This window comes from Microbacterium sp. (genome assembly GCF_017305435.1).
In the GTDB taxonomy this organism is placed as follows: Bacteria; Actinomycetota; Actinomycetes; order Actinomycetales; family Microbacteriaceae; genus Microbacterium.
Map to the genome: position 1 here is coordinate 143572 of NZ_JAFKIP010000008.1, position 13160 is coordinate 156731.

At 70.3% G+C, this 13160-nt stretch carries 12 protein-coding genes; 3 read left to right on the forward strand and 9 right to left on the reverse strand.

Annotated elements, in window-relative coordinates; genetic code table 11:
• Positions 1-5: 5 nt before the first annotated feature.
• Together J0I43_RS14915 and J0I43_RS14920 are read right to left on the reverse strand one after the other, a co-directional pair.
• Positions 6-857, reverse strand: coding sequence for a transporter substrate-binding domain-containing protein (locus J0I43_RS14915; RefSeq protein ID WP_292865582.1), 852 nt, complete (start codon positions 855-857; stop codon positions 6-8).
• A gap of 141 nt (positions 858-998) precedes the next feature.
• Positions 999-1559, reverse strand: a complete 561-nt coding sequence (locus tag J0I43_RS14920; RefSeq protein WP_292865584.1) for a hypothetical protein — start codon at positions 1557-1559, stop codon at positions 999-1001.
• 118 nt (positions 1560-1677) lie between these two features.
• Between J0I43_RS14920 and J0I43_RS14925 the strand changes: the two genes are divergently transcribed.
• Complete coding sequence (locus tag J0I43_RS14925; protein ID WP_292865587.1) at positions 1678-3066, forward strand: glutamate decarboxylase; 1389 nt, start codon at positions 1678-1680, stop codon at positions 3064-3066.
• A gap of 54 nt (positions 3067-3120) precedes the next feature.
• Here J0I43_RS14925 and J0I43_RS14930 read toward each other — a convergent pair whose 3' ends face one another.
• Positions 3121-3936, reverse strand: a complete 816-nt coding sequence (locus J0I43_RS14930; RefSeq protein ID WP_292865590.1) for a transglutaminase family protein — start codon at positions 3934-3936, stop codon at positions 3121-3123.
• A 114-nt stretch (positions 3937-4050) separates the two neighbouring features.
• Here J0I43_RS14930 and J0I43_RS14935 point away from each other — a divergent pair, with 114 nt between their 5' ends.
• Positions 4051-4593, forward strand: coding sequence for a DNA starvation/stationary phase protection protein (locus J0I43_RS14935; RefSeq protein WP_292865593.1), 543 nt, complete (start codon positions 4051-4053; stop codon positions 4591-4593).
• Between the two features lie 215 nt (positions 4594-4808).
• Here the strand turns inward: J0I43_RS14935 and J0I43_RS14940 are convergent, their stop codons facing one another.
• The 6 genes from J0I43_RS14940 to J0I43_RS14965 all read right to left on the reverse strand — a co-directional run bounded on the left by J0I43_RS14940 (position 4809) and on the right by J0I43_RS14965 (position 11650).
• The gene (locus J0I43_RS14940; RefSeq protein WP_292865596.1) at positions 4809-5627 is read right to left on the reverse strand and encodes an HpcH/HpaI aldolase/citrate lyase family protein; all 819 of its coding nucleotides are present in this window, start codon (positions 5625-5627) and stop codon (positions 4809-4811) included.
• Positions 5612-6397 carry a fumarylacetoacetate hydrolase family protein gene (locus tag J0I43_RS14945; RefSeq protein WP_292865598.1) on the reverse strand — a complete coding sequence of 262 codons (786 nt, stop codon included), beginning with the start codon at positions 6395-6397 and terminating at the stop codon, positions 5612-5614. The genes J0I43_RS14940 and J0I43_RS14945 overlap by 16 nt, the downstream gene beginning before the upstream one ends.
• A gap of 157 nt (positions 6398-6554) precedes the next feature.
• Positions 6555-7721 (reverse strand): 3,4-dihydroxyphenylacetate 2,3-dioxygenase, encoded by a 1167-nt coding sequence (gene hpaD / locus J0I43_RS14950; protein ID WP_292865601.1) that lies wholly within the window; start codon positions 7719-7721, stop codon positions 6555-6557.
• A gap of 118 nt (positions 7722-7839) precedes the next feature.
• Complete coding sequence (hpaE, locus tag J0I43_RS14955) at positions 7840-9360, reverse strand: 5-carboxymethyl-2-hydroxymuconate semialdehyde dehydrogenase (protein ID WP_292865604.1); 1521 nt, start codon at positions 9358-9360, stop codon at positions 7840-7842.
• The gene (locus J0I43_RS14960) at positions 9357-10040 is read right to left on the reverse strand and encodes a GntR family transcriptional regulator (RefSeq protein ID WP_292865607.1); all 684 of its coding nucleotides are present in this window, start codon (positions 10038-10040) and stop codon (positions 9357-9359) included. The genes hpaE and J0I43_RS14960 overlap by 4 nt, the downstream gene beginning before the upstream one ends.
• Positions 10037-11650: a fumarylacetoacetate hydrolase family protein gene (locus tag J0I43_RS14965; protein ID WP_292865610.1), complete on the reverse strand. Its 1614-nt coding sequence runs from the start codon at positions 11648-11650 to the stop codon at positions 10037-10039. Before J0I43_RS14965 ends, J0I43_RS14960 begins: the two co-directional genes overlap by 4 nt.
• Positions 11651-11765: 115 nt before the next feature.
• Here J0I43_RS14965 and J0I43_RS14970 point away from each other — a divergent pair, with 115 nt between their 5' ends.
• Positions 11766-13154 carry an MFS transporter gene (locus tag J0I43_RS14970; RefSeq protein ID WP_292865613.1) on the forward strand — a complete coding sequence of 463 codons (1389 nt, stop codon included), beginning with the start codon at positions 11766-11768 and terminating at the stop codon, positions 13152-13154.
• Positions 13155-13160: the final 6 nt, after the last annotated feature.

Below are 13160 nucleotides of genomic sequence, written 5' to 3' on the forward strand. Positions count from 1 at the left end.
GCCGGTCACTTCAGCTGCGGGATGCCGTCCGTCAGCACGCCGAGCCACTTCTGCTCGAGAGCGGCGAGGGTGCCGTCCGCGCGCAGCGCGTCGACGGCCTCGCTGACGCGAGCCGTGAGCGGCGAGTCCTTCGCCAGGACGAGTCCCCACTGGTCAGGGACACCGGCGGCGGGCAGCTGCCCGACGACGAAGGAGTTCTCGATGTAGGGGACCACGGTCGCGACGTACGCCGTGGGGGTGTCGAGCACGATCGCGTCGATCTGCCCCGCCTTGAGCGCCGCGACGGCATCCTCGTTGGAGCTGTAGTACTGCGCCGGCGTCGTCGGGGCGATGGCTTCTTCGAGCGTCGTGGCGCTCGTCGATCCGGTCATCGCGCCGAGCACGAGACCCTTGAGGCCCGCGAGGCCGGTCACGCCGTCGGCCTTGCCGCCCTTCACCGCGACGACCGACTGGCTCGCCTCGTAGTACGGCGTCGAGAAGTCGACGGCCTGCTTGCGCTCATCGGTGATCGTGTACTGCTGGATGTTGACGTCGAAGTTCTTGGGTCCGGGAGCGATCGCCGACTCGAACGAGGTGCGCACCCACACGACGTCCTCCTTCGCGAAGCCGAGCTTCTCGGCCACCGCGTAGGCGACGGCGGCTTCGAAGCCCTCGCCGGAGGCAGGGTCGTCGTTCAGCACGTAGGGCTCGTACGCGGTCTCACCCGTCGCGAACGTCAGCTTTCCCGCCGTCACGTACCCGGCGTCGGCGTCGCCGGTCGAGGAGGCGGGCTCGGATCCTCCGGCGCAGCCGGCGAGGAGGAGGAGCGCGGCGGCCGCCGCGGTGGCGAGCGTGGTGCGCAGAACGGGACGCGACATGGCGGTGACCTTCCGGTGGGGGACTGCGACCCGTCGAGTGCTGTGGACGGATGCCGCAGCATCCATCATCGCGGTCCCGCGCGGGCCCTCGGCCTCCCGGCGTCGGTTTGTTACAGGGTCGTCATGCGCCGCCGGCCCCGGTCAGCTCTTGCCGAGGTCGTCGAGCATCTTGCGCTGCTCGGGGGTGAGCCCGTCGTCGAGCTCGGTCCGCGCCGCCGCGCCGGTGGCGGGAGCGGTGGATGCCACGCCGCCGCCCGCACGGTTCGTGCCGCGGATCCCGGCCTCCGCCCGGTCGTAGTACCCGGCGGTCTTCGCCTCGACGCGATCGTCGATCTTGGAGTACACGAAACACCCGATCGCGATGATGACGGGCGGCAGCACGTACGCCCAGAACCAGCTGCCGCGGGCGTTGACGCCCGTCAGGAGCAGCGTGATCACCCAGATGATGGCGGCCACCGCGAGCACGATGAGCCCCTGCACGAGCGCTTCGCCCGCGCGGGTGCGTTCGCCGGCCGACTTCGCGGCGGAGCGCCGGAACATCCCCTGCAGAAGCGGCTTCACGAAGAGCTCGGCGAGGGTGAGGATGACGGATGCCCAGATCACCGCCCACCCGACGTGCGCGGGCGTCAACAGGCCGATGAGGAGCAGCACGACGACGTTGAACACATACAGCGAGACGAATCGCACGATCCAGGCCTTCATGACCCCAGCGTGGCATGGCCGGCGTCTCGGGGGGAAGAGCCGCGCACGCGTTTGGGCGTGGGGGTTCCGACGACGACGGTCCCGGTCCTAAGGTCGGCAGCAGGCCGGAAGGAATATGATGACGCGCAGCGACGCCTCCGAGGAGTATCCCGACCTGACGTCGGTGTTCGACCGTTCCCTCGAAGCGCACCCGGTGTCGGCCCGGCACCGTCTGCCCGACCACGAGTCGCTCCCGTCGACGGCCTACCAGGTCGTCCACGACGAGGCGATGCTCGACGGCAACGCGCGGCTGAACCTGGCGACCTTCGTCACGACGTGGATGGACGATCACGCGGCACGCCTCTACGCCGAGGCCGCCGACAAGAACATGATCGACAAGGACGAGTATCCGGCCACGGCGGGCGTCGAGGAGGCGTGCTGGCACATCCTCGCCGACTTGTGGAATGCGCCCGACCCCGAGAAGGCCGTCGGCACCTCGACGATCGGATCGTCGGAGGCGTGCATGCTCGGCGGACTCGCGCTCAAGCGCCGCTGGCAGCACGCGCGCCGGGCGGCGGGCGCCTCCACCGACCGGCCGAATCTCGTGATGTCGAGCGCCGTGCAGGTGTGCTGGGAGAAGTTCTGCAACTACTTCGACGTCGAAGCCCGCTTCGTCCCGATCACCGAGGAGCACCCGACCCTCGACGGTCACGACATCGACCGCTACATCGACGAGAACACGATCGGCGTCGTCGCCATCATGGGCGTCACCTACACCGGCATGTACGAACCGGTGGCGCGCATCGCGGCGGCGCTCGACGACCTCCACGCCCGCACGGGCCTGGACGTCCCGATCCATGTGGACGGGGCATCCGGAGCGATGATCGCGCCCTTCCTGCAGCCCGACCTGGAATGGGACTTCCGCCTCGAGCGCGTGCACTCCATCAACACCTCGGGGCACAAGTACGGCCTCGTCTACCCCGGCCTCGGGTGGGTGGTCTGGCGCGACGCGTCGCTGCTGCCCGACGACCTCGTCTTCCGGGTGAGCTACCTCGGCGGGCAGATGCCGACGTTCGCGCTCAACTTCTCCCGCCCGGGCGCGCAGGTGCTGCTGCAGTACTACTCGTTCCTGCGGCTCGGGCGGCGGGGGTTCACCGCCGTGCAGCGAGAGTCGCAGACGGTCGCACGGCACCTGGCGGCCGGCATCGCGCGGCTCGGGCCGTTCGAGCTCTGGAACGACGGCAGCGACATCCCGGTGTTCGCGTGGCGGCTGCGCGAGGGCGACGCGCGCAACTGGAGCCTCTACGACCTGCAGGACCGGCTGCGGATGAAGGGATGGCTCGTCCCCGCCTACCCCCTGCCCGACGACCTCGCCGACCGCACGGTGCAGCGGATCGTGGTGCGCCAGGGCCTCAGCATGGACCTGGCGGAGAGGTTCCTCGTCGACCTGCGCGCGGAGACGGCGTATCTCGAACTCCTGACGACGCCGCTCCCCGACATCGCCGAGCGCAGCGCCTTCCACCACTGACCGGTCGGCCGTTGCGCGGCGGCGGGCGGCCGGACCTCGGGCGTGCCGCCGTGGTCAGCCGATCGAGACGAGTTCCGTCACGTCATCGGCCGGCAGGACGTCGGCCGTCGCCGTGACCTCGACCTCCACGAGATCGGCCCGGCCGCTCATGACGTTGAGGAAGGCGGTGTCCGCGGCATCCCTCCCCGTCGCGGTCCGCACGAGCGTGCTGCGCGGCGCCAGCGCGGTGGCGTCGACGACGCGCCACGCCCCGTCGATCCACGCCTCCGCCACGGCGTGGAAGTCCATCGGATCGAGCCCCGGCGCGTAGACCGCGACGAGCCGGGCCGGGATGCCGCGGGCACGCAGCAGCGCGATGCACAGGTGGCTGTAGTCGCGGCAGACGCCCTGGCGGTTCAGGAGTGTGCGGGTGGCGCCGTCGGTGGGGAGGCTCGACCCGCTGACGTACGCCAGACGGGTGCCGACCCACGACGAGACGGCGGCCAGCAGATCGGCGGGCTCGTCGACCCCGACGAACTCGGCCGCGGCGGTCGGTGCGAGGGCGTCGGACTCGGCGTAACGGCTCGGACGGCCGTAGACGAGCAGCTCCGCCTCGTCGGCGTCGCCCGCGGTGCTCCCCGCGGAGGGGTCGACCCGGCCGTCGATCGTCGCGGCGTAGTGGAGGGTCAGCCGTCCGGGGCGTGACGTCACCCGGTGCAGCCGCGTGCCGTGCGCGTCGGCGAGCTCGCGGACCTCGACGGGGGCGCCGTCGAGGTCGACGGACACGGTCTCGGATGCCGGGGCATACGCCGTCGCGACCGCGACGGCGAACACGAGGTCGGCCGTCTCGGTGACGTCGAGGACCACGCGGCTGGTGACGATGCGCTGCATGATCCTCAGGGTCGCACACCCGGGCGTCGCACGCGCACACACGGGCCGCTAGCACCCGTGCGGACGGCGCGCAATCCCCGTGGCACGCCTCCGCTCACCGCCTACCGTCGAAGCATGGCCACGACGACAACGACGAAGAACAAGCGCAAGCCTGCGCACGGGGCACGACTCACGGGCGAGCAGAACGCCGAGAGCGGGTTCACCGCGTCGGAGACGCTCAGCGACAATCTGCAGAAGGTGCTCGTCGACCTCATCGAGCTCGCCTCGCAGGGCAAGCAGGCGCACTGGAACGTCATCGGCACGAACTTCCGCGACACGCACCTCCAGCTCGACGAGATCATCGACGCGGCACGCGAGTTCAGTGACACGATCGCCGAGCGCATGCGCGCACTGCACGCCCTGCCCGACGGGCGCAGCGACACCGTCGCCGAGTCGACGACGCTCCCCGAGTTCCCGCAGGGCGAGATCGCGACGACCAAGGTCGTCGACCTCATCACGGCGCGACTGGAGGATGCCGTCGGCACCTGCCGCGTCGTGCACGACGCCGTCGACGACGAGGATCCGACGAGCGCCGACATCCTGCACGCGGTCATCGAGAAGCTCGAGCAGTTCGCCTGGATGATCAGTGCCGAGAACCGGACGGCGCGTTCGTCGTAGCCGGCATGCCGACCGCGCGGGAGCGGTCGGCCGGTGCGGCGCTCCGGCGCGTGCGCGTTCGGTATTCAGTCTCGGCGATGTGCGGCGACGCGCGGCGCGCGCCGCGGAGGCGCGATTCCGGGGCGCGGCCCCGGCGTGCGTGGCGCGCGGACTGAATACGGTACGCCCGTGCGCGTCGCCTGCCCGCGCGTCGCCTGCACCCGCACGGGGACGGGTCAGTACCCGGCGCGCTGCGTGTCGTCGGCGGTCGGGATCCAGCGGGCGGCGAGGGCCTCCGAGCCGCGGGCGAGGAGCGCCACGTCGGCTCCGACGAGCACGAACGAGGCCCCGGCGTCGAGATACGACTGAGCGACCGCGGGGTCGAAGGCGTTCACGCCGACGGGCTTGCCGGCGGCGCGCACGGCCTTGAACGCGCGCAGCACCCCGGCGGTGACGTCGGGGTGCGTCTGCTGGCCGATGAGACCGAGGGATGCCGCGAGGTCGCTCGGCCCCACGAAGACGCCGTCGACGCCGTCGACGGCGGCGATCTCCGCCGCGGCATCCACCCCGGCCGCCGTCTCGATCTGGACGAAGACCGACACGTAGGCATCCGCGTTCGTCAGGTAGTCGTCGACGCGGTTCCAGCGCGCCGAGCGCGCGAGCGCCGAGCCGACCCCGCGCCGCCCGCGCGGTGGATAGCGCACCGCCGCGACGATCGCCTCGGCCTCGGCCGCGGAGGAGACCATCGGCACGAGGACGTTCTGCGCGCCGAGGTCGAGCACCTGCTTGATCGTGACGACGTCGCCCACCGGCACGCGGACGACGGGGACGGCGGGCGACCCGCCGATCGCCTGCAGCTGCGCGAGCACCGTGTCGAGCGTGTTCGGGCCGTGCTCCATGTCGACGAGGAGCCAGTCGAGGCCCGACCCCGCCATGATCTCGGCCACGAGGGGCGACCCCGAGCACACCCACCCGCCGGCGAGCGCCCGCGGCTGGGGCTGCTCCTGCGCTGCAGAGATCCGATCCCGGAAGGTCTCGCTCAGGAAAAGCGGCATTCGATGACTCCCATCGGCCCGAAGTCGGCGCGGACCTCGTCTCCGGCCGACACCCACATCGGGCGGGTGAACGACCCGGCGAGGATGATCTCGCCGGCTTCGAGTCTGGCACCGTGCCGCGCGAACGTGTTGGCGAGCCACGCGACACCCGTCGCGGGGTGGCCGAGGACACCCGCCGCGACACCGGTCTCCTCGATCTCGCCGTTGCGGCTGAGCACGCCGGGCACCCAGCGCAGGTCGATCTCGTCAGGGCGCTTGTGCACGTCGCCCAGGACCATCGCGCCGTAGGCGGCGTTGTCGCTGATCGTGTCGACGATCGTGCGGCCCTCGAGCTCGATGTGCGAGTTCAGTACCTCGAGCGCCGGGACGGCGTAGTCGATCGCGGCGAGGGCGTCTTCGAGCGTGCAGTCGGGGCCCTCGAGCGCCGTGCGAAGCACGAACGCGAGCTCGACCTCGATCCGCACGTTCGAGAAGTGGCTCGTCGGGATGGTGTCGCCGGAGCGGTAGACGGTGTCGTCGAACATGACGCCGTAGTCGGGCTCGGTGATGCCGGTCGCCTGCTGCATCGCCTTGGACGTCAGCCCGATCTTGCGCCCCACGAGGGTGCGGCCCGCCGCGATCATGCGGTCGCGCCACACCCCCTGGATCGCGTAGGAATCCTCGATCGTGGCATCCGGATACCGCGCCGTGATCCGCGGGATCACGGAGTGTGCGCGGTCGGCTTCGGCGAGCTCCTCGGCGATCGAGGCGATCTGCGCGGGGGTCAACATGTGCGTCCGGTCGCTGCCGGCGAGGCATCCATGTCCCACATCTGGCTGGTTTCGCGCCGCCAGACCAGCCGTTTATGGGACATTCTCCGCACCAAGTGGGACATTCTCCGTACCGAGTGGGACGACCCGGGAGCGGAAGAGGGAGGGGGAGGAAGGGTCACAGCTGGTGGCCCAGCTTGTATTCGCCCTGCTTCCACTCGGGCATGGATGCCTCGCCCTCGTCCGCACGCGTGTAGCTGAAGCCGTCCGCGCCGATCGTGACGGCCATCTCGCTGTCGTCGGTGCGGGCGACCACGGGCTGCGGGTTGCCGTCGAGGTCGAGCACGAGCGATGCGTCGGTGTACCACGACGGGACGACGGGGTTGCCCCACCAGTCGCGGCGCTGGTTGTCGTGCACGTCCCACGTGACGACCGGGTTGTCGGGGTCGCCGGTGTAGTAGTCCTGCGTGTAGATCTCGACCCGGTGGCCGTCGGGGTCGCGCAGGTACAGGTAGAACGCGTTGCTCACGCCGTGGCGGCCGGGGCCGCGCTCGATGGCATCCGACCGGCGGAGCGCGCCGAGCTTGTCGCAGATCGCGAGGATGTTGTGCTTCTCGTGCGTCGCGAAGGCGACGTGGTGCATGCGCGGGCCGTCTCCGCCGGTCGCGGCGGTGTCGTGCACCGTGGGCTTGCGGCGCAGCCACGCGGCGTACACGGTGCCCGCCTCGTCCTGGATGTCCTCCGTCACGCGGAAGCCGAGGTCCTGGTAATGGCGCACGGCGCGCGGCACATCGGGGGTGACCTGATTGAAGTGGTCGAGCCGGACGAGCTCACCCGGCGTGTGCAGGTCGTAGCGCCAGCTCAGGCGCTCGACGTGGGTCGTCTCGAAGAAGAACTCGTACGGGAAGCCCAGCGGGTCCTCGACGCGCACCGAGTCGCCGATGCCCTTGACGAACCCCTCCGGGCGGCGCTCGACGCGGCATCCCAGTTCCGTGTAGAACGCGACCGCGCGGTCGAGGTCCTCCGCCGAGCGCACGCGGTAGCTGAACGCCGCGACCGCCGCGACGGGACCCTTGCGGAGCACGAGGTTGTGGTGGATGAACTCCTCAGTGGAGCGCAGGTAGATCGCCTCGTCATCCTCTTCGGTCACGTACAGTCCGAGCACGTCGACGTAGAAGGTGCGGGATGCCGCGAGGTCGGTCACCACGAGCTCCATGTACGCGCAGCGCAGGATGTCGGGCGGGGAGGACTGCGGGGTCGTCACCGGGTCGTCGGAGTGGATGGGCGCCTCGGCGCTCACGTAGTAGCCCGACGAGGTCAGGGTCATGTTGTCGCGACTGGTCATATCAGCGTCCTTGCTTTTATTCGTGTGCCGGGCCGAGTGTCCAAGACACGCGGAGCGCGGGTGGCGCGGGTCGGCGTGTTCTGGACACTCGGCGGGGGCGGAGAGGGGTGGAGAGGGGTCAGTTCTTGCCGAAGGTGGGGTTGTGGACCTTGCCGAGCGTGATGTGCACGGCCTGCTGATCGGTGTAGAAGTCGATCGAGCGGTAGCCGCCCTCGTGCCCGAGGCCCGAGGCCTTCACGCCGCCGAACGGGGTGCGGAGGTCGCGCACGTTGTTCGAGTTCAGCCACACCATGCCCGCCTCGACGGCCTGCGCGAAGTTGTGCGCGCGCTTGAGGTCGTTCGTCCAGACATAGGCGGCGAGGCCGTACTTCGTGTCGTTGGCGAGCGCGAGGGCCTCTTCGTCGGTGTCGAACGGGGTGATCGCGACGACCGGGCCGAAGATCTCCTCCTGGAAGATCCGCGCGGAAGGCGCGACGTCGGCGAACACCGTCGGGGCGACGAAGTTGCCGAACTCGAACCCCTCCGGCTGGCCGCCGCCGGCGACGAGGCGGCCCTCGCCCTTACCGATCTCGACGTAGCTCATGACCTTCTCGAAGTGCTCGGGGTGCACGAGCGCGCCGACCTCGGTCGCGGGGTCGTGCGGGTAGCCGACCTTCACGCGCCGAGCCTGCGCGGCGTACCGCTCGACGAACTCGTCGTAGACGTCCCGCTGCACGAGGATGCGCGATCCCGCCGTGCAGCGCTCGCCGTTGAGCGAGAAGACGCCGAAGATGGTCGCGTCGATCGCGGCATCCAGATCGGCGTCGGCGAAGACGATCGCGGGGCTCTTGCCGCCGAGCTCCATCGACAGGCCCTTGAGGAACGGGGCGGCGTTGCCGAAGATGATCTGGCCCGTGCGGCTCTCGCCCGTGAACGAGATGAGCGGCACGTCGGGGTGCTTCACGAGCGCGTCGCCGGCGTCCTCGCCGAGGCCGTTGACGAGGTTGAAGACGCCCTGGGGGAGGCCCGCCTCTTCGAAGATCTCGGCCCAGAGGGATGCCGAGAGGGGCGTGAACTCGGCGGGCTTCAGCACGACCGTGTTGCCCGTCGCGAGCGCGGGGCCGAGCTTCCACGACTCGAGCATGAACGGTGTGTTCCACGGGGTGATGAGGCCCGCGACGCCGATCGGCTTGCGGTTGACGTAGTTGATCTGGCGTCCCGGCACCTTGAACGTGTCGTCGGACTGGGCGACGATCAGGTCCGCGAAGAAGCGGAAGTTCTCGGCCGCGCGGCGGGCCTGGCCGAGTGCCTGCGTGATCGGCAGGCCCGAGTCGAAGGATTCGAGCTCGGCGAGGCGCGCGTCACGCGACTCGACGATGTCGGCGATCCGGTGCAGGATGCGCGAACGCTCGCGGGGCAGCATCTTCGGCCACGGACCGTCGGTGAACGCGCGGCGCGCCGCGGCGACGGCGAGGTCGATGTCGGCCTTCTTGCCGGCGGATGCCTGGACGTAGACCTCGTTCGAGACCGGCTCGAGCACGTCGAACGTGTCGCCGTCCTGTGAATCGACGAACGCGCCGTCGATGTAGTGCCGGATGCGGTCGGGGAGGTCCGCCGGGACGTGGCGGGCATCGAGCGCGGGGGAGGTGGTGTCGGTCATGGTGTCTCCGTCGTGGGTGTGGCGTCGTTGTGGCGTGCCGAGAGGAACGCGTCGAGTGTGCGCAGGCGGTGGTTGCGCGTGAACAGCTCGAGCTCGTCGGCATCCGCTCCCGTGCGGATGAGCTCGAGGATGCGGTCGTGCTCCTCGACCGAATGCCGGGGCCTCGACGGGATCAGCGCGAAGCTCGTGTCGCGCAGTCCCGCGAGGCGCGACCAGCCGCGGCCGACGAGATCGAGGATGTGCGGGTTCGGGCAGCGGTCGAAGAGCACCGCGTGGAAGCGCTGGTTGAGCTGCGTGTACGCGTGCGGGTCGAAGTCGTCGATGAGCCGGTGCATGCGGGCGTTGATCTCCGCAGCCTGCGCGAGATCGTCGGCCGTGATGAAGGGCGCGGCGAGGCGGGTCGCATAGCCCTCGACGAGGCTGAGGGTCTGCATCGTGTGGACATAGGCCTCTTCGTCGACGACCGACACGCGCGCGCCGACGTTCTTCTCGAACGTGACGAGGTGCTCCGCCTCCAGGCGGCGGATCGCCTCCCGCACCGGGACGACGCTCATGTCGAGCTCGGTCGCGATCGTGCCGAGGACGAGCCGGTAGCCGGGCCCGTACTCGTGGTTCGCGATGCGCGCGCGGATCCAGTCGTAGGCGACCTCGGACTTGCTGCCGGCGGTGACCGTGCTCATGCGGACGCCCCCTTCTCGGCCTCGTAGCGTTCCCGCCAGGCCGTGTTCATCGGGAAGAGCCCGTCGACCGCGTGCCCTTCGGCAACGCGGGCGGCGATCCAGGCATCCTCGTCCTCCTGCGCGAGGGCCGCGTCGGCGACCTCTTCGGCGAGCGCCGGCGGGATCACGATGACGCCGTCGGCGTCGCCGACGATGATGTCGCCCGGCTGCACCGTCGTGCCGCCGCACGCGATCGTGACGTCGTGGTCCCACGGGACGTGTTTGCGGCCGAGGACGGCCGGGTGCGCGCCGACGGTGTACACGGGAATGCCCACCGCGGTGACCGCGTCGGCATCGCGCACGCCGCCGTCGGTGACGATGCCGGCCGCCCCCCGCGCGTGCGCGCGGATCGCGAGGATGTCGCCGAGCGTTCCCGATCCGGCTTCGCCGCGGGCCTCGATGACGATGACCTCGCCCTCGCCGACGGCGTCGAACGCGCGCTTCTGCGCGTTGTAGCCGCCGCCGTGGCTCGCGAAGAGGTCCTCGCGGGCGGGGACGAAGCGGAGCGTCTTCGCCGTGCCGACGAGCTTCCGCTCGGGGTGGAGCGGACGCACGCCGTCGATCGTGACGTTGTTCAGCCCGCGCTTGCGCAGCTGCTGCGAGAGCCCCGCGACCGGGACGCGCTCGAGCTTCGCGCGCAGCCCCGCGCCGAGGGTGTCTTCGTTTGCGCCGAGGGTGTCTTCGTTTGCGCTGACGGTGCTCTCGTCGCGCCGCGGGAGTGCACCCTCGCGCGAAACGAGGGCACCCTCGGGTGAAACGAGGGCACCCTCGGGCGATGCGGGCGGCAGGTTCGCGGCTTCGCGCGACCCCCAGGCCTCCTCGCGCTGCGTGTCGTCGACGGCGGGGAGGGAGCCCACCGTCTCGTCGAACGCGACCTCCGGCCCCGCGACGACGGTCGTCACGAGGCGACCCGACGTGGCGCCGGATGCCGGGGCATCCACCTCGACCTCGACGACGTCTCCGGGCACGATGACCGACGAACCCGCCGGTGTGCCGGTGAGGATGACGTCGCCCGGCTCGAGCGTGAAGTGCTGGGAGAGGTCGGCGACGAACTGCGCGAGCGGGAAGATGAGCCCCGCCGTCGTGTCGTCCTGCCGCAGGTCGCCGTTGACCCACGTGCGCACGCGGAGTGCCGTGGGGTCGATGGTGCGGGCGTCGATGAGGTGCGGGCCGATCGGCGTATAGCCGTCGCCGCCCTTGGACCGCACGTTCGAGCCCTTGTCGTTCTGGCGCAGGTCGTAGAGGCCGAGGTCGTTGGATGCCGTGACCCAGGCGACGTGGTTCCAGGCGTCGGCGAGGGACACGCGGCGCGCGCTCTCGCCGATGACGAGGGCGATCTCGCCCTCGAAGGCGAGCAGCTCGGTGCCGGCGGGGCGCTCCACGATGCCGCCCGAGGCTGCGACCGAGCTGGACGCCTTGAAGAAGTACGACGGCGCGGCGGGTCGGCGCCCGCGCTGATCCGCGCGCGACGAGTAGCTCAAGTGCACCGCGATGATCTTGCCGGGCCGGCCGGGGAGGCCGGTGTAGCGGTCGTCTGCCGAGGCGGCATCCGTGGTCTGGTCGATGGTCATGAGCTCCCTCGCTCTTGCGTCGTATTCGAAATCGTATATGATCTACCGCAGGCGGGCAAGAGCAACCTTCCCGCCTCCGAGACGAAGACGTCACATCGACACTGGAGTCACCGCCATGAGCGCACAACACCCTGATCCCGCCGGATTCACCCCCACCGGCACCATCGCCTCCCACGCCGACCGCCGCCGCGTCGTCTTCGCGACCGTCGTCGGAACGACGGTCGAGTGGTACGACTTCTTCATCTACGCGTCCGCGGCCGGACTCGTGTTCGGCCAGCTGTTCTTCGCCCCCGCCGGCGAGGGATTCGCGCAGGTGCTGTCGTTCATCACGGTCGGCATCAGCTTCCTCTTCCGCCCGTTCGGCGCCTTCCTCGCGGGGCACTACGGCGACAAATACGGCCGCCGCGTCGTCCTCATGATCACGCTGATCCTCATGGGCATCGCGACGACGCTCGTCGGCCTCCTGCCGACGTATGCCGCGATCGGCATCGCAGCGCCGATCCTGCTGATCCTCCTGCGCATCCTGCAGGGCGTCTCGGCCGGCGGCGAGTGGGGCGGCGCGGTCCTGATGGCCGTCGAGCATGCCCCGCGCACGAAGCGCGGCCTCTTCGGGGCATCCCCGCAGATGGGCGTTCCCCTCGGGCTCCTGCTCGCCTCCGGCATCCTCGCGCTCATGGCGCTGATCGCACCAGGCGAGGCCTTCATGCAGTGGGGCTGGCGCGTGCCGTTCCTGCTGTCGTTCGTCCTCATCGTCATCGGCTACTACGTCCGCCGTCGCGTCGAGGAGAGCCCGGTGTTCACCGAGCTCGCCGAGCGCAAGGAGGAGACGCGGATGCCGATCGTGCAGCTCTTCCGCAAGCACGCCCTCCTCGTGATCATCGCGGCGCTCGTCTTCGCCGGCAACAACGCAGTGGGCTACATGACCACCGGCGGGTACATCCAGCGCTACGCGACGGACCCGAAGGGCCCGATCGGTCTCGCGACGGCGGACGTCCTGGGAGCAGTCACCCTCTCGGCGATCACCTGGCTGCTGTTCACGTTCCTCTCGGGGTGGATCTCCGACCGGATCGGGCGTCGCACGACCTACCTCGTGGGCTGGATCATGCAGCTCGTCGGCGTCTTCCTCCTCTTCCCGCTCGTGAACACCGGCTCGATCGTGATGCTGACCCTCGGTCTCGTCATCCTCACCGTCGGGCTCGGCTTCACCTACGGTCCGCAGGCGGCGCTGTACTCGGAGCTGTTCCCGGCATCCATCCGGTTCTCCGGCGTCTCGATCTCCTACGCGATCGGCGCGATCCTGGGCGGGGCGTTCGCGCCGACGATCGCACAGGCGATCGTGCAGGCGACCGGATCGACCGTCGGTGTGACGTGGTACCTCGCCGGGATGACGGTGCTCGGCCTCATCGCGACGCTGCTGCTGCGCGACCGCAGCGGCATCCCGCTCGGGCCCGACCACGAGGCCGAGCAGGCGAAGAGCCCCATCTACGGCGTCGCGAAGGCCTGATCGCCC